We start from the raw sequence: 17,168 nt of genomic DNA on the forward strand, positions 1-17,168 counted from the left end.
TTCAGGGGAGACATATGGGGCGCCGCATGCTACTTATGCTGCAACGCAGCTTGTTATGCAGGTGAACTATCGGTTCATATTTGCACAAGTGGGGCCAGGGTCACGCGAGGGGTGGTAGAGCATGCAGCAACACACGCCGTTCAAGGTGCCGGATACGCGAGCCCTGGCCAAAGCGCCGTTGTTCCCGCTGGTACTGATCGTCAGCCTCTTCTTCCTTTGGGGCGGGGCTAACAACCTCAACGACGTGCTGGTCGCGCAATTCAAGAAGGCCTTCACCCTGTCGGATTTCCAGGCAGGCCTGGTGCAGAGCGCCTTCTACCTCGGCTATTTCTTCGTAGCCATTCCTGCGGGCGCCTTCATGCGCCGCTTCGGCTATAAAGCGGCCGTGGTATTCGGCCTCGGCCTGTATGGCGCGGGCGCCTTGCTGTTCTGGCCCGCCGCCGCGACGGCCACGTATGCCACGTTCCTCGTCGGCCTGTTCGTGATCGCCGCCGGGCTCGCGTTCCTCGAAACCTCGGCGAACCCGTATGTCACGCTGCTTGGCCCGCGTGAATCGGCGGCGTCGCGATTGAATCTCGCCCAGGCGTTCAACCCGCTGGGCTCGATTACCGGCGTCTTGATCGGCCAGCATTTCATCTTCACCGGCGTGGAACGCACCCCGGCGGAACTGGCGGCGATGGATCAGGCCGCGCGGACGGCTTACGTACACAGTGAAGCCGCGGCGGTGCAGATGCCGTACCTGTTCATCGGCCTGGGCGTGCTCGCCTGGGCCGTGATCATCGCGGTGACACGTTTCCCCACGGTCTCCGTGGCGGAGGAGGGCGCGACCGTCGAACATGGCGTCCTGGGGCGCCTGCTGCGCGAATGGCGTTTCATGTCGGCCGTGGTGGCGCAGTTCTTCTACGTGGGCGCGCAAGTGGCCGTCTTCAGCTACATGATCCGCTACGCGCAGGCGACGATGCCGGGCACGCCGGACAAGGTCGCGGCCAACTACATCACGGCGGGGCTGCTCGCCTTCATGGCCGGGCGTTTCGCGGGCGCGGCGATCATGAAGTACCTGCGGCCGGCGCATGTGCTCGCTACCTTCTCGATCATCAACGTGGCGCTCGCCGCCTTCGCGGCCTTTGTGCCCGGGCATCTCGGCATTGATGCGCTGGTGGCTTCGAGCTTCTTCATGTCGATCATGTACCCCACCATCTTCGCCCTGGGTGTCGAAGGCCGTGGCGATACCGAACGCAAGTTCGGCGCCTCGCTGCTGGTGATGGCGATCGTGGGCGGGGCGGTCGTCACCGCGGCGATGGGCGCGACCTCGGACCACCTGGGCATCGCGCTGGCGATGCTGGTGCCGATGGTGTGCTTCCTCGCCATCTTCCTGTTCGCCTGGAGCCGCGTGCGCTCCGTGGGAGCCCCCGCATGACCTGGCAGTGCCTCGCTCTGGACCTGCGCGACGACGCCGCGCTGATCGCCGAATACGAGCGCTGGCACCGTGCCGAGTTCGTCTGGCCCGAAGTGGTCGCGTCGATTCGTGCCGCCGGCATTCTCGACATGCAGATCTTCCGCACCGGCAACCGGCTGGTGATGTTGATGCGCGTCGGGCCTGGGTTCGATGCAGAAGCCAAGGCGGCCGCCGATGCCGCCAGCGAGCGGGTGCAGGCGTGGGAGGCGTTGATGTCGACGTTCCAGCAGCCGTTGCCGTGGGCGGCGGAAGGGCAGAAGTGGGTGCCGATGGTGCGGATTTTTGATTTGGCGGGGTGTGTGGGTTAAGAGCCGGTAGGCCTGCGCGTCGGTACGAACGGCGTCGCGCGCAAGCGCGCTCCTACAAGAGCGATCACTGCCGCCAGAGAATGTCGGAACTCACCCGCGTCGCATCCAGCGCCCCCGTCAGCGCCATGCTCGTGCTCAGTTCTTTGCGGATCAGCTCGATCGCTTGCGTCACACCGCCTTCGCCATTCGCGCCGAGGCCGTAAAGGAATGCCTTGCCGATCAGCCCGGCACGCGCACCCAGTGCCAACGCCTTCAGCAGATCCTGTCCGCTCGTGATGCCGCTATCGAGCAGCACTTCAGTACCACCCGCCACGGCATCCACGATCGAAGGCAACACATCGATCGCCGCCGGTGCACCGTCGAGCTGCCGCCCGCCATGGTTCGATACCACGATGGCGTCGACGCCATGCTGCACGGCCAGCTTCGCATCCTCCGCATCGAGGATGCCCTTGATGATCAGCTTCCCCGGCCAGAGGTCGCGGATCCATGCGAGGTCATTCCAGTTCAACGTCGGATCGAACTGGTTGGCGATCCACTGGGCGAGCGTCGTGAGGCTATCCGCGCCTTGCACTTTGCCATCCAGGTTGCCGAACGAACGGCTTGGTGCGCGCAGCACGTTCCACGCCCAGCGCGGCTTGCTTGCGATATCGAACAGGTTGCGCAGCGTGACCTTGGGCGGCACCGAGAGGCCGTTCTTGATTTCGCGGTGGCGCTGGCCCTGCACGGTCAGGTCCGCGGTCAGCATCAGCGCGGAGCACTCGGCGGCACGTGCGCGGCGGATGAGCTCGCGGGTGAAGCCGCGGTCGCGCATCACATACACCTGGAACCAGAATGGCGTCTCCGTCGCCGCGCGCACCTGCTCGATCGAACAGATCGACATGGTGCTCAGGCAGAACGGGATGCCCGCTTTCGCGGCGGCACGCGCACCGTGGATCTCGCCGCTGCCGTGCTGCAGGCCGGTGAGGCCTGTCGGCGCGATCGCCAGCGGCATGCTCAGCGGCTGGCCTACGACGCTGGTGGCGAGTGAGCGATGGTCCACGTTGGACATCACGCGCTGGCGGAAGCGGATGCGCTCGAACGCGCGGCGGTTCTCGCGCAGCGTCGATTCATCGTAGGAGCCCCGGTCCGCATACTCGAAGAAAGCGCGGGGAACACGCTTGCGCGCGAGTTCGCGCAGGTCCGCGATATTCGTGACCGGGGTCACCATGGCGTCAGCCCTCTGCGGCGAGCGGAAGCTCGCGCCACACGATACCACCGGGGAACAGGTGGTCTTGTACCGAAGCCGGGTGCATTTCCGCCGAGAAACCTGGCGCTGAAGGGGCGAGGTAATGACCGCGCTCGATCCGTACCGGGTCCACGAAGTGCTCGTGCAGGTGATCGACAAACTCGATGGCGCGGTCGTCCTTCTTGCCGGTAATCGCCACGAAATCCGCCATGGCGAGGTGCTGCACCAGCTCGCACAGGCCCACGCCGCCGGCGTGCGGGAACACGCGCACGCCGAACTTTGCCGCCATCAGCAGGATGGCGAGGTTATCGTTCACCCCACCGACGCGCGCGGCGTCGATCTGGATCAAATCCACGGCCTCGGCCTGGAACAGCTGCTTGAACAGCACGCGGTTCTGGCCGTGTTCGCCCGTGGAAATCGGCGTGGGCGCCACCGCGCGGCGGATCGCCGCGTGGCCGAGCACGTCATCGGGGCTGGTGGGTTCTTCCACCCAGGCCAGGCCGACGCTCTCCAGCGGCTTCAGCCATTCGATCGCGGTGCCGACGTCCCAGCGCTGGTTCGCATCCACGGCGATCGCGATATCCGGACCCACCGTCTCGCGGGCGAGGCGGCAGCGGCGGATGTCGTCGTCGAGGCGCAGGCCCACCTTCAGCTTGATCGTGCGGAAGCCGTCAGCGACGGCCTGGCGCGCGAGGCGTTGCATTTTTTCATCGGTGTAGCCGAGCCAGCCGGGCGACGTGGTGTACGCCGGGTAGCCTTCCGTCTCGAGCTGCGCGATGCGAGCCTGCTTGTGCGGTTCGGCTTCGCGCAGGATCGCCAGCGCCTGCTCCGGTGTCAGCGCATCGGTGAGGTAGCGGAAATCGATCTGCGCCACGAGCTGTTCGGGCGTCATGTCGGCGAGGAAACGCCACACCGGCTTGCCGGCACGGCGTGCGGCGAGATCCCAGGCCGCGTTGATCACCGCGCCGATCGCCATGTGCATCACGCCCTTCTCGGGCCCGAGCCAGCGCAGCTGCGAATCGCTGTTGAGCTCGCGGGCGAAGGCACCGAGATCGTCCGCGATGCTTTCGACCGAGCGCCCGACGACCATGTGCGCGAGTGCGGCGAGCGCCGCGGTCTGCACATCGTTGCCGCGCCCGATCGTGAACACGAGGCCGTAGCCCGCGAGACCGTCCGCGCTATCGGTGCGTAGCACGACATAAGCCGCCGAGTAATCGGGGTCCGGGTTCATCGCGTCGGAGCCATCGTGGTCCCGCGAGGTGGGGAAGCGCACGTCGTACGTGTCCAGCGCCGTAATGGTTGCCATGCTGTTCCGGCCTCCCGAGCCGGCGATAAGTCGATCCGTCAGGGACGGGTTCAGGCGGCCCGCCCAGGGTGCGCGACGACGTCCTGGCGTTGCTGGCCCAGGCCTTCAATACCGAGTTCAATCACATCGCCAGGTTTCAGATAGGTCGGCGGCTTCAGGCCCAGGCCCACGCCGGCGGGCGTGCCGGTGCTGATCACGTCGCCCGGCATCAGGGTCATGTAGCGGCTGATGTAGCTCACCAGGTGGGCCACGCCAAACACCATCGTCCGCGTGTTGCCGTTCTGGTAACGGTGGCCGTTCACTTCGAGCCACAGCGAAAGCTGCTGGGGATCGGCCACCTCGTCGCGGGTGACCAGCCAGGGGCCGATCGGACCGAAGGTGTCGCAGCTCTTGCCCTTCACCCATTGGCCGCCGTGTTCCAGCTGGAACTCGCGCTCGGAAAGATCGTTGATGACGGCGTAGCCGGCGACATGCTCGAGCGCTTCGTCGATCGATACATCGCGGGTGACCTCGCCGATGATCACGCCCAGCTCCACTTCCCAGTCGGTCTTTACCGAGCCGCGCGGGATGACGACCGTGTCATTCGGCCCTCCGATGGCGGTGGTGGCCTTCATGAAGAGCACCGGCTGTTCCGGGACGGGCGCGTTGGTTTCGGCCGCGTGGTCGGCGTAGTTCATGCCGACGCAGATCATCTTGCCGATGCCGGCCACCGGTGCGCCGTAGCGCGGCGTGCCGTCGACACGGGGCAGGGTAGAGGGGTCGATCGCGGCGAGGCCGCGCAGCGAGGCATTGCCCAGCGCTTCGCCGGACAGCTCGGCGACGACGCCGGAGAGATCACGTAGCACACCGTCGGAGTCGACGAGGCCGGGCTTTTCCTGGCCCGGGGCACCGTAGCGAACGAGTTTCATCAGGAGGCCTTCAGTTGGACCAGCCACCATCCACGACATGGATGGTGCCAGTGGTAAACGAGGATTCGTCGGAGGCGAGATAGAGGGCGAGCGCGGCGATCTCGCGCGGATCGCCTAGCCGGCCCATCGGCTGGCGTTCGGCGAACCCACGCCAGGCCGCTTCTTCATCGCCACCCAACGCGCGCACGCGGTCGCCCAGCGAGGGTGTCTTCACCGTGCCGGGGCAGATCGCGTTGCAGCGCACGCCGCGCGCCACGTAGTCGGCCGCGATCGAGCGGGTGAGACCGATGACGGCGGCTTTCGTGGTGCCGTAGGCAAACCGGTTCGGCACGCCCTTGATGCTCGAGGCCACCGAGGACATGTTCACGATGCTGCCCGCGCCGCGCTCGAGCATGCCCGGCAACACGGCGCGGCACGTGTGGAACATGCTGTCGACGTTGATCGAAAACGAACGCCGCCACGCGGTCTCATCGGTATCCAGCAAGGTGCCCGCGTGCACGAAGCCCGCGCAGTTGAACAAGACATCGATCGCCCCCGCATCCGCGACGACAGAGGCGATTTCCTCAGGGCGGGTAACGTCAAGCCGGACGCCCCGAACCGAACCCCCTGTAGGAGCGCGCTTCGCGCGCGAACCCTCAACCTCCAGCGCCGCGAACGATGCCACCACCTCATCAAGGCTAGCCGCATCAATATCGGTAGCGATGACCTCCGCGCCTTCGGCCGCAAACGCCAGCGCCGTCGCGCGGCCAATTCCCGCACCCGCGGCGGTTACCAACGCCCGCTTACCCGCGAGACGGCCCGTCGAACCCGATGGCGTCATGCAACCTTCCTCACATCAAGGGAATACACATCGGTGGCGTTGCCACCCAACACGGCCGGCTCGGCCCCGGCGGCATGCCGCCGTACAAGAAGCTGTGCGCACGCCTTCCACGCGTCATACGACGCGGCAGTCGTTACCACCGGCCAGTCGCTGCCCCAGAGCAGGCGCGAGCTGCCGAAGGCGTCGAAGAGGTGGGCGACGTAGGGCTCCAGCGCTATCGGATCCGCGCCACTGGCTGTCTGCGTCGCCAGCCCGGAAAACTTGCAGTACACCTCGGGCATCTGCGCGAGCCGCGCGATCGCGCTGGCCCACTCGGCGAAGCTGCCGGTGTCGATCTCGGGTTTCGCCGCATGGTCGATCACCGCGCGCAGGCCTGGGTGTTTCGCCAGGCGCGCCTGCAGCGGGCGCAGATGGCGGCCATCGACGAGGGCATCGAAGACGAGGCCGCGCGCACGCAGGTGCTCGAAGGCACGATCCAGAGCTGGCGAAACCAGCCAGTGGGGATCGGGCAGATCCTGCACCATCGGCCGAATGCCACGCAGCCATCCACCACCGTCGGCGATCAGGCGGTCGAGCCTCGCTTCGACATCCGCCGCCTCCATGTCCACCCAACCGACCACGCCGAGGACATCTGGCGTGGTGCGGGCGAGTTCAAACAGAAAGCGGGTTTCCTCTTCGCTCGGTGCGGCCTGTACCAGCAGGCATGCATCGCCGTGTGCATCGAGATCAGCCGGCAGGAACGCGCGCTGTAAGGACGCGGGCGCATCGCTGAGCCACGCATAGGCAAGCCTCGCCGGATCCCAGTAATGCCGGTGCGCGTCGATGATCACGGCGTGGGCACACCGGCCGCGATGATGCCTTCCGCGCGTAGCGCCGCCCACGCGTTGGCGGGAACGGCCGCCTTCTGGCGTGCCAGCGCCGATTCGACTTCAGCGACCGAGCGCAGGCCGCAGACGACGCTGGCGACCGCGGGATGGGCGAGGGGGAACTGCAACGCTGCCGCCCCTACGTCGGCGCCGCTGCGATGGCAGGTGTCGTAGAGACGGCCGGCACGCTCGCGCACCGCGGCGGAGGCGGGTGCGTAGTTATAGGTGTCGCCCGGGCGGTCCGGGTCGCCGAGCAAGCCTGAGTTGTAAGGGCCGGCGACGAGGATCGCGACACCCTCGGCTTCGGCGCGCGCCATCACCTCACGGCTCGCCTCCTGCTCGAACAGGGTGTAACGGCCGGCCAGCATGATCGTATCGAGCGAGAAGCGTGGCATCACCTCAAGGCAGACGGCCTCTTCATTCACACCAAGGCCGATCGCACCCACCAGGCCTTCGTCCCGCAGGCGCGCCATTTCGGGCAGTGCTTCATCCAGTGCCTGCGCCAGGATCTGCGGGTGCTGCTCACCGTGGGTGAGCGCGCCGATGTCGTGCAGGAACAGGATGTCGATATGGTCCGTACCGAGACGGCGCAGGCTCGCTTCCACGCTGCGGCGTACACCATCGCGGCTGTAGTCGAAGCGGGCGCGCAGGCCGTCGACGGCGAAGCCATCGGCCTGGCCCTGGCGTCCGGCATCGGCCTCGATCAGCCGGCCGACCTTCGTGGAAAGCGTGAAGCTGGCGCGTGAGACGTTGACCAGCGCTGCACCCAGCCGATTCTCGCTCAGGCCGAAACCGTAATAGGGCGCGGTATCGAAATGGCGGATACCGCCTTCCCAGGCCCGCTGGATGGCTGCGGCGGCCGCGGCATCGCTCACCTCCGTATAGAGGTTGCCCAGGGGGGCGCCACCAAAGGCCAGGGGCGAGAGCGTCGAAAGCACCGGCTGCCTCCAGGCGGGCGGCGGGGCGGGATTCTGGCTCGCATTCTGGGGCAGCATCGAAGCTCCTGGGTGGTGCGCATTTATAAATACTACGTTTATAGGTGAACTTGTCTAGAGGTCTTACTACGAAATTTCTTGCGCGTCCTAAGAAATTTCGTGTTGCGTCGCATCTTGCAACGGTCCGGTCATATCTGAATACTGAGTTCGCCAGTGAACCAAAGCGCAGGCCACATGCGCTTCAAGAATGACAACGTTGTCGGCGAGGGGTCGGCATCCGCGTCACCGTTTCCAAGCAGCCGCATACGCACTGCCCCAGCGGGGCCGGACGCGTGCACCCAAAATTTGCCTCGGGGGAGACAAACCACATGACGATCAGCAAGACCCTGCTCTGTAGCAGCATCCTGTTCGCGCTAACCGCCGTGGCCCACGGCCAGGAGGCGCCGCCGGTCGCGAACGATCCGGCCACGCCGAAGACCGCCCAGCAGAAGGCCGCCGAAAAGCAGGCCCAGCAGCTGCAGGAAGTGACGGTGACCGGTTACCGCGGAAGCCTGGAAAAGGCGATCGACATCAAGCGCAACGCCAATGCCGTGGTCGATGCGATCAGCGCAACGGACATTGGCAAGTTCCCGGATACCAACGCCGCCGAATCGCTCTCGCACCTACCGGGTATCACGGTGGACCGCCAGTTCGGCGAGGGCGAGAAGATCAGCGTCAACGGCACCGATGCGGCACTGAACCGCGTGCTGCTCAACGGCCAGACCATCGCCTCGGGCGACTGGGGTGGTAACCCCACCGATACCAGCGGCCGTACGTTCAACTATTCGCTGCTGTCGCCCGAGATCATCGGCCTCATGGAGGTCTACAAATCGCCCGAGGCGCGCATCGACGAGGGCAGCATCGGCGGCACGGTCATCATCCACACGCGCAAGCCGCTCGACCTGCCGGCGAACACGCTGCGCGGTTCGCTGGGCTACAACTACAACGACCGCTCGGCGCAGGGCAATCCGCGAGGCTCCGTACTGTGGAGCTGGAAGAACGCCGACGATACGTTCGGTTTCCTGACCAGCCTGACCCACGACAAGGAAAACCTCTCGCGCGCTGGTATCGAATTCTTCGGCTACACCACGGGCGCGAACATCACGGGCAACCCGGCAGTCACGGGCGACCCGAACTACGCGAACGCGAAGATCCCCGTCGGCATCAATAGCGCGTATTTCCAGCAGACCCGCGAGCGCAACGGCATCCAGTCCACGCTGCAGTGGCGTCCGGACGAGCGCAACGAATTCAACCTCACCGGCCTCTACGTCAAGGGCAAGTACGACAACTTCAGCGAATCGCGCTATGTGTGCCCGGGCTGCGGCGACCTGAACAAGCTCACGAATATCAACGTCGCCAACGGCTACATCACCTCGGGCACGGTGTCGGCCGATACCGGCAACGGCCAGCCTTACGCCGAGCTGGATGCCAACTACCGCAAGACCGAGGTCTCCACCAAGAGCCTCAACCTGCGCCACGATTTCAATGGCGATGCGTGGGTGTTCACCAGCCAGGTGGGCTACACCAGTGCGAGCGGTGGCAAGGACCCCGAATACCTCATGAAATACCTGCTGCAGAACGGCGGGTACGATTTCGGCTACGACGGCCGCAATACCAGCGTGAACTACCAGAACGGATCGGCCGCCAACTGGGGTCTGCCAGCCTCGCCGGCCGGATCGCCTGCGGGCGATACCACGCTGCCGGGTTCGAACCAGGCGGGCGGCATCTACTACGAGCAGACGACCGATCGCGAGCGCTATGCGCAGTTCGATGCCTCGCGCGACCTGGAGTGGGGACCGATCAACAAGATCGAGATGGGCGTGAAGTACACGAACCACTTCGACGGCACCCAGTCGCGCGGCAATCGCCTCAACACGACGGACGCCATCTCCCTGCTCGATTTCGACCCGGGCACCACGCCGGGCGGCCTGTTCGACGGCCTGCATGCCAGCGGCGATCTCACCGACTGGCCGACGGCCAGCAAGGGCGCGGTCGTCTCCTACCTGAACTCGCTGCCGCAGGGCCCGTACACGCTGAACTACCCGGCGATGTTCGGCGTCTCCGAGGTGACCAAGGACGCATACCTGCAGGTCAACTACGAGTCCGGCCCGTGGCGCGGCAATGTCGGCGTGCGCTACGTGGATACGAAAGACACCTCGAATTACTACGTGAACAGCGACGGTGGCTCGTACCAGCGGGTCTCGAACACCACGCATTACTACAAGCCGCTGCCCTCGGTGAACGTCGCGTACGACATCGACGAGAGCAAGGTCCTGCGCCTGTCGGTCGCCAAGGTGATCGCCCGACCACGCTATTCCGACCTGGCGGGCGCCACCTCGCTCAACGGTGCGGCCACGGGCAATTTCACCGCCAGCGCCGGCAACCCGGACCTGAAGCCCTACCAGTCCACCAATTTCGATCTCTCGGCGGAGTGGTATTTCGCCCCGGCCAGCCTGCTTTCGGTGGAAGGCTTCGTTCGCAAGATCGACAGCTACATCGTCACGACCACGACCGATCGTTCGATCACCGACCCGACCACGGGCCTGACCAACGTGTACTCGGTGACCTCGCCGGTCAACGCGTCGAACGCCAAGGTCTCCGGCCTGTCCTTCATCTACCAGCAGGATATCGGTGCCGGGTTTGGGATCCAGACGAACTACACGTACAGCAAGGCCACGACGCACGCCGACAGCAACGGCGATACGCTGAACCTGCCGTACCTGTCGAAAAATACGATCAACATCATTCCGTATTACGAGCACGGCCCCTGGTCGGCGCGCATCAACTACAGCCGCCGCTCCCCGTACTTCACCCAGGTAGGCCGCCTGAACTCCAACGTGTTCTCCGATGCGTACAAGGAGCTGGATCTCAGCGCCTCGTACCAGGTCAATGAGTGGATGGGCGTGACCCTCAGCGCGACCAACCTGCTCGACTCGACCTATTACCAGTACGCTGATATTAAGTACGCGCCCATCGGGGAATACAAGAGTGGCCGTACATACTCCATGACCCTTAACTTCAAGCTTTAGCGCGCACCGGCGGTGGCCGTTCCCTGCGGCGCCGCCGGTCCTTTTTTGCGAATGAGGAGCTCCACCATGCGCCCACGGCTCACGCCCCTCCTGGCCCTGGCATGCTTAGCCTTCTCCTGTAGGAGCGCGCTTGCGCGCGATAACTCCCCAAGCTCACCGACAGCCCCCACCGCAACAACGCAAACCCCTTACACCCAGGACCAGGCCTGGCAAAAAGCCTCGGCAAAATTCGCACCCGCTCGCCAGGCCATCCTGGCCGGCGTGGCGGCAAAGGTCTCGGACGGCCCGTTCCGTCCCGACTGGGCCTCGCTCAAGGCCTACCAATCCCCCGCGTGGTACGACGATGCCAAGTTCGGCATCTTCATCCACTGGGGCGTTTACTCGGTACCGGCGTTCGGCAGCGAGTGGTACTCGCGCAACATGTACCAGCAGGGCACCAAAGAGTTTGCCCACCACGTGGCCACCTACGGGCCACAATCCCGTTTCGGCTACAAGGACTTCGTGCCGTTGTTCAAGGCCGAACACTTCGATGCCGATGCGTGGGCCACGTTGTTCCGCGAAGCCGGCGCGCGCTACGTGGTACCGGTGGCCGAGCACCACGATGGCTTCGCCATGTACGACTCGAAGCTTTCCGACTGGACCGCGGTGAAGAAGGGGCCAAAGCGCGATGTGATCGGCCTGCTGGCCAAGGCGATCCGTGGGCAGGGCATGCACTTCGGCATTTCCTCGCACCGCGCCGAGCACGACTGGTTCTTCGACGGCGGCCGCCACTTTGATTCCGATGTGAACGATCCGGCTAACGCCGAGCTGTACGGCCCCGCGGTCGATCACCTCAGCAAGCACGACGAGATCCTGGCCGACGACTGGACCTACGTCTCGCAGGCCTGGCTGGATGACTGGCTGGCGCGTACGGCCGAGATCATCGACGACTACCACCCGGACCTCATCTATTTCGACTGGTGGATCGGCCACCCGACCTTCCGCAACACTTTGCCGACCCTGCTTTCGTACTACTACAACGATGGCGCGAAGCGCGATGGCGTGGTGGTGAACTACAAGCTCGGCGACCTGCCCGAAGGCGCCGGCACGCTGGATATCGAGCGTGGGCAGCTCACCGGCATCCATGCGACCCATTGGCAGACCGACACCTCGATCAGCAACGACTCGTGGGGCTACGTCGAGCACGATACGTACAAGTCACCGACCTTCATCATCCACCTCCTGGCCGACGTGGTCAGCAAGAACGGTAACCTCATGCTCAACATCGGCCCGCGCGCCGACGGCACGATCCCGCAGGGCGCGCAGGATACCCTGCGCAGCATAGGCGCCTGGTTGAAGGTGAACGGTGAGGCGATCTACGCCAGCAAGCCGTGGCGCGTCTACGGCGAGGGCCCGACCGAAGTGGTGGGCGGGACGTTCCAGGATACGAAGACCAAGCCCTATACGGCCCAGGATTTCCGCTTCACCACCGGCAACGGCAAGCTCTACGCGATCGAGCTGGGCTGGCCCGCGAGCGGCAAGGTCAGTGTGCATGCGCTCAAGGCGGCCGACAAGGTGAACCGTGTCGAGCTGCTGGCCGATGGCCGCGACGTGCCGTTTACCCAGGATGCCAAGGGCCTCCACCTCACGCTTCCCACCCAACCCGTCGGCAGCGATGCGTATGTGTACCGCATCACGCTGGCGGCTCCGATCAAGGCTACCCCATGAAACGATGGCTTTACCCGCTGTTCGCCTGCCTGCTGTGGATGCCCGTGGCAGCGTTTGCCAAGGCTCCGGTGGCGCTCTTCTACATGCTGGAGTCGCAGAAATCGATCGCGTCGCTTGAAGCGCACGCCGACAAGATCGATGTGCTGGTACCCACGTGGTACGCCGTGGACCAGCATGGCCTCGTATCCGGCGGTCCCGATCCGTATGTGCTGAAGATCGCCAAGGCGCACAAGCTGCCGGTGATGCCGATCCTCTCTGCCGGCGGTGATCGCGAGCGTTTCCACACGCTGCTCGGCGACGAGAAAGCAAAGAAGGTGATGATCGAGAGCCTGATCGAACAGGCGAAACTGCATGGCTTCAGTGGCTATCAGTTCGATTTTGAGAACATCGCCTGGACGGACCGTGACGCGCTGACGCTCCTCACCAAACAGACCTACGAAGCGCTGCACAAGCACGGCCTGCAGCTGACGATGGCCGTGGTGCCTAACGCGCCGGGTTATGCCGGGCATGGCGCCTTCAGCAAATGGATGTGGGAGTACTGGCGCGGTGCCTACGATCTCGAGGCCTTGTCCAAGGTGCTCGACCTGGTCTGCCTGATGACCTACGACCAGCACACCCGCTGGACCACGCCGGGCCCGGTGGCGGGCATGCCGTGGGTCATGGAGCATCTGCAGTACGCCTTGAAGGTAGTGCCGAAGGAGAAGCTCTCGCTGGGCATCGGCCTGTACGGCTATCACTGGTACGCCGGTAACCCGGTGGGTGCCGATGGCAAGGAAAACTCGAATATCTCCGCCGCGTACATCGACGCCGATGAATCCTTCCCGCTGGCGAAGGAAGTGGGCGCCACGATGCAGTGGGATCCGGTGGAACACGAGTCGTTCTTCTGGTTCTACCGCGACCAGATGCGCGAATGGGTATTCCTGCCCGATGCGCGTGCCTTCCGCGACCGCTACGACGTGGCGAAGCAATACGGCCTGCAAGGCTTCTGCGCCTGGGTGCTGGGCGCGGAAGACCCGAAGATCTGGGACGAATTACCCGACGCCGTGCGCTAATGAATCGCCGCCCCGGCCCCCGGGGCGGCAACCCTGTAGGAGCCCACCCTGTGGGCGACATCTTTCGCCCCACCGCAACAGGCCCTGCGGCGGTATCGCGAGAGGCTGATAAAGCGCCGCCCCGACATCCGGGGCGGCAACCCCGTAGGAGCCCACCCTGTGGGCGACATCTTTCGCCCCACCACAACAGGCCCTGCGACGGTATCGCGAGAGGCGTCGCCCACAGGGTGGGCTCCTACGGAGATGAGGCGGGGGTTTAGCGGACGTTGAAAAGCTTGAACTCGCGGATGCGTGCGGTGCCTACGGCGGACTGGATGTTGAGGCGCACCTTGCGGGCGGTGACCGGCGCGAAGGTGTCGATCTTCATGTGGCCAATGGCCTGGGCCTGGGCCACGGTCTTCCACGCATTGCCATCCCACACCTGCACAGCGTAACCGTGGACGTTCTGGCCGCCGTCGAGCCACTCCATGCTCATTGCGCGGTCGAAGGTGACGTCGCGGCCGAGGTCGACTTCCAGCGTGGCGTTCGCTGAGCCCTGCGGGGCTGACCAGAACGTCGTCGGGTCGTTATCGAGCGCGGCGGCCGTGTTGGTATCCGTCGGCGCGTGCTTCGCTGCAAGATTCGCCTCGTCGCCGTAGCGCGCCTTCAGCGCCTTGCCGAACTCGGCAAGCCGGCGGACATCCGGATCGGGCAGCAGGCCGTGCGTATCCGGCGCCACGCCCAGCATCAGCTGGCCGCCGTGGCCGACACTGCTTTCCCAGTTGGCCATGAGCTCATCGACCGTCTTCAGCGACGAGGCGAAGTCCGGCTTCGAACTGTAGAACCAATGATCCTTGTGCAGCGGCGTATCGACCTCCAGCGGCCGCCAACGCAGCTGGCCGTGGCGGTCGATCACGTTCCAGTTCTCGCCTTCGACGATGCCCTGTTCGTTGCCTACCCAGCGGATATCGCCGTAATCGAACAAGGCCACGTCGGCGAAGATCATGGCGTTGGTCTGGTAGGTGCGCAGCGTCTCCACGTATTTCGCGAAATCGTAGACATGCCCGGCGCTGCCGGCGCCATCGAGCCACCATTCGGTGATCGGTCCGTAGTGCTGCACCAGCTCTTCGAGTTCGGCGAGATAGTACTTATCGTAGGCCGCCGAATCCTTGTAGCGCGGATCGTGGCGATCCCACGGCGACAGGTAGATGCCAAAACCCAGACCTTCTTTTTTCGCTGCATCGGAAGCCATGCGGACGAGATCGCCCTTGCCACCCTTCCACGGGCTGGCCTTAACCGAGTAGTCCGTCTGGCCCGTCGGCCACAGCGCAAAGCCATCGTGGTGCTTGGCCACAAGCACCATGTAGCGCACACCGGCCGCTTTTACCGCGCGCGCCCACTGGTCGGGATCAACCTTGTCCGGGTTGAACACCGAAGGCGCGGCGGTGCCATCGCCCCATTCGCGGTCGAGGAAGGTGTTGGTACCGAAATGGACGATGACACCGAACTCGAGATCCTGCCACGCCACCTGCTGCGGCGAGGGCTTCACATCGGTAAACGACTCGGCCTGTGCCGCCAACGGCAGCGCGATGAGCAGCGCAGTGGCCAGGGCGGTCTTCAGGCGGCGGAACATACGAGGCTTGGATGACATGGAACAGGAGCTCCTTGGGGAACGCGGAGGAGGGAATCAGGGAGTCTTCGGCGGATCGGCCCAGAGGCGCTGGTTCACGCCGCTCAGTTCGGGCTTCGGCGTTGTATCGAGATCGAACAAGACCACCTCGTTCTCACCACGGCGGAACCACGGTGCGGGTGCATACAGGTCATGCTGCGGGCCGATCGACCACACACGGCCGAGGTTCGCGCCGTTGAGCCAGAGCGCACCCTTGCTGAAAGCGCGGACGTCCAGATACGTATCGATGGGCTTGTTGATCTTCAGCGTGCCGCGGTGGAAGGCCGGCCCTTCCACCTTCGCGGTGGTCCAGCCGTGGAGCGTCGCCGGCGAGGTCATCGGCAGCGGGAACACCTGCCAGCCGTGCAGGACATCGTCGCCCAGCATCACGGGATCGATGAGTCCCGAGCGGCCGTCATCCATGTGCGGGCCGTAATTCACGCGACCTGTGTTCTCCACGAGGAGATCGAGGGTGTGTTCGCCCGCCGGTACGTCGATATCCAGCGAGACCTGCTTCAACCGGCGCTCGACGGTGCCCTCGCGCTTGCGATCGAGATACACCGCCGCGTAGTCACGCACATCACCGAGGTACAGCGTGCCGTGGAAGGGGCCTTTCAGCGTGGTGCGGTAGAGGATGTAGCCATAGGCCTGGCCGAAGGCTTCCATCGGCTTCGGCAGGTCGGATGCCTGCGGTGCGGGCAGGTTGTCCCATAGCGAGGCGGACTCGCCCAGCGTGAAAGCGGGGAGGGTGCCGACCGCGGGTGAGGCGGGCACGGGTGGCAGCTTTGCCCCGGTAGCCTTGGCGATGACATCGCGGAACTGCGTGTACTTCGCCGTGGGCTGGCCGGCCTCGTCGATCGCGGCGTCGTAGTCGTAGCTGGTGGTCTGCGGTGCGTAATGGTCGGCGGGGCCGCCCTGGAAGTTCGCGCCGTTCATGAAACCGAAGTTGGTGCCGCCGTGGACCATGTAGATGTTCACGGAATAGCCTTGCTGCAGCATCCACGCTAGCTCGTCGGCCTGCTGCTTCGTATCCGTGTGCGCATGCTTGCCGCCCCACTGGTCGAACCAGCCCGCCCACCATTCGCCGGCCATCATCGGCACACCGGGCCGGAAGGCGGCGAGCATCTCGAAGCTCTTCTTCGCTTCGCCGGGCGAGAAGTCGATCACCGGCGTCACGTCGGGCAAGGTGCCGTTGGCGAGCAGGTCGGGGCCGTCGTAGGTGAGCAGCATGTCGTCGGTGAGGCCCGCGCGTTGCAGCATGCCGCGCACCGCGCTGAGGTAGGTCTTGTCGTTGCTGTACGAGCCGTATTCGTTTTCCAGTTCGGTGGCGATGATCGGGCCGCCGTGGCTGGCGAGCAGCGGTGCGAGTTCCTTGCCGAGACGCTGCAGGTAGCGGTCGGAGGCGGCGAGGAAGCGAGGATCGCGCGAGCGCACGTGGATGTTCGGCTCGGCGAACAGCCAGGCGGGATAACCACCGGCGTCCCATTCGCCGCAGATATAGGGTCCGGGGCGAAGGATCACGTTCAGGCCTTCGGCCTGCGCGGCTTTGACGAAGGCGGCCACGTCGTTGTTACCGCTGAAATCGAACTGGCCAGGCTTCGGTTCCAGCAGGTTCCAGAACACGTAGGTAGTGATCGTGTTCAGGCCCATGGCGTGCGCCTTGCGCAGGCGGTCCTGCCAATAGGCGCGCGGGATGCGCTGGAAGTGCAGGTCGCCGGAGATGATCTGGTAGGGCTTACCTTCGCGCATGAAGTGCGGGCCGTTGATCGTTACCTGCGGGTTGGCGAATGCGTTAGGCGTGGCCAGTGCGGTGAGGGCGAGGGCGGTGGCGCAGGCTAGTTGGGTCAGGCGGGACTGCGGCATGCTTGG

General features: G+C 65.0%; 13 protein-coding genes. 5 read left to right on the plus strand and 8 right to left on the minus strand.

Going from position 1 to position 17,168, the window contains the following annotated elements; genetic code table 11:
* Window positions 1–121: 121 nt before the first annotated feature.
* Both fucP and L2Y96_RS07095 read left to right on the plus strand, forming a co-directional pair.
* The gene (gene fucP / locus L2Y96_RS07090) at window positions 122–1,417 is read left to right on the plus strand and encodes an L-fucose:H+ symporter permease (protein ID WP_247334619.1); all 1,296 of its coding nucleotides are present in this window, start codon (window positions 122–124) and stop codon (window positions 1,415–1,417) included.
* Window positions 1,414–1,764, plus strand: coding sequence for an L-rhamnose mutarotase (locus L2Y96_RS07095; protein WP_247334622.1), 351 nt, complete (start codon window positions 1,414–1,416; stop codon window positions 1,762–1,764). Before fucP ends, L2Y96_RS07095 begins: the two co-directional genes overlap by 4 nt.
* A 64-nt stretch (window positions 1,765–1,828) precedes the next feature.
* Here L2Y96_RS07095 and L2Y96_RS07100 read toward each other — a convergent pair whose 3' ends face one another.
* From L2Y96_RS07100 to L2Y96_RS07125, 6 genes are read right to left on the minus strand one after another with little or no spacing between them, the layout of a single operon-like run.
* Window positions 1,829–2,971, minus strand: a complete 1,143-nt coding sequence (locus L2Y96_RS07100) for an alpha-hydroxy acid oxidase (RefSeq protein ID WP_247334624.1) — start codon at window positions 2,969–2,971, stop codon at window positions 1,829–1,831.
* A 4-nt stretch (window positions 2,972–2,975) separates the two neighbouring features.
* Window positions 2,976–4,295: an L-fuconate dehydratase gene (locus L2Y96_RS07105; RefSeq protein WP_247334634.1), complete on the minus strand. Its 1,320-nt coding sequence runs from the start codon at window positions 4,293–4,295 to the stop codon at window positions 2,976–2,978.
* A gap of 50 nt (window positions 4,296–4,345) precedes the next feature.
* Window positions 4,346–5,203, minus strand: coding sequence for a fumarylacetoacetate hydrolase family protein (locus tag L2Y96_RS07110; protein WP_247334636.1), 858 nt, complete (start codon window positions 5,201–5,203; stop codon window positions 4,346–4,348).
* 10 nt (window positions 5,204–5,213) lie between these two features.
* The gene (locus L2Y96_RS07115; protein WP_247334662.1) at window positions 5,214–6,023 is read right to left on the minus strand and encodes an SDR family oxidoreductase; all 810 of its coding nucleotides are present in this window, start codon (window positions 6,021–6,023) and stop codon (window positions 5,214–5,216) included.
* Complete coding sequence (locus tag L2Y96_RS07120; protein WP_247334669.1) at window positions 6,020–6,853, minus strand: amidohydrolase family protein; 834 nt, start codon at window positions 6,851–6,853, stop codon at window positions 6,020–6,022. Before L2Y96_RS07120 ends, L2Y96_RS07115 begins: the two co-directional genes overlap by 4 nt.
* Window positions 6,850–7,884: an aldo/keto reductase gene (locus L2Y96_RS07125; protein WP_247334672.1), complete on the minus strand. Its 1,035-nt coding sequence runs from the start codon at window positions 7,882–7,884 to the stop codon at window positions 6,850–6,852. The genes L2Y96_RS07120 and L2Y96_RS07125 overlap by 4 nt, the downstream gene beginning before the upstream one ends.
* Before the next feature lie 308 nt (window positions 7,885–8,192).
* Between L2Y96_RS07125 and L2Y96_RS07130 the strand changes: the two genes are divergently transcribed.
* From L2Y96_RS07130 to L2Y96_RS07140, 3 genes are all read left to right on the plus strand, one after another.
* Window positions 8,193–10,892 carry a TonB-dependent receptor gene (locus L2Y96_RS07130; protein ID WP_247334675.1) on the plus strand — a complete coding sequence of 900 codons (2,700 nt, stop codon included), beginning with the start codon at window positions 8,193–8,195 and terminating at the stop codon, window positions 10,890–10,892.
* Window positions 10,893–10,958: 66 nt separating this feature from the next.
* Window positions 10,959–12,599 carry an alpha-L-fucosidase gene (locus L2Y96_RS07135; RefSeq protein ID WP_247334677.1) on the plus strand — a complete coding sequence of 547 codons (1,641 nt, stop codon included), beginning with the start codon at window positions 10,959–10,961 and terminating at the stop codon, window positions 12,597–12,599.
* A complete protein-coding gene (locus L2Y96_RS07140) occupies window positions 12,596–13,651 on the plus strand; it encodes a glycosyl hydrolase family 18 protein (RefSeq protein ID WP_247334679.1) in 1,056 nt (351 codons plus the stop codon). The genes L2Y96_RS07135 and L2Y96_RS07140 overlap by 4 nt, the downstream gene beginning before the upstream one ends.
* Window positions 13,652–13,907: 256 nt before the next feature.
* On the opposite strand, the gene L2Y96_RS07145 is transcribed toward L2Y96_RS07140, so the two are convergent.
* Both L2Y96_RS07145 and L2Y96_RS07150 read right to left on the minus strand, forming a co-directional pair.
* A complete protein-coding gene (locus L2Y96_RS07145) occupies window positions 13,908–15,281 on the minus strand; it encodes an alpha-L-fucosidase (protein ID WP_247334681.1) in 1,374 nt (457 codons plus the stop codon).
* Between the two features lie 36 nt (window positions 15,282–15,317).
* Window positions 15,318–17,162 (minus strand): glycoside hydrolase family 35 protein, encoded by a 1,845-nt coding sequence (locus L2Y96_RS07150; protein ID WP_247334684.1) that lies wholly within the window; start codon window positions 17,160–17,162, stop codon window positions 15,318–15,320.
* Window positions 17,163–17,168: the final 6 nt, after the last annotated feature.

This window comes from Luteibacter aegosomaticola (assembly GCF_023078475.1).
Classification (GTDB): domain Bacteria; phylum Pseudomonadota; class Gammaproteobacteria; order Xanthomonadales; family Rhodanobacteraceae; genus Luteibacter; species Luteibacter aegosomaticola.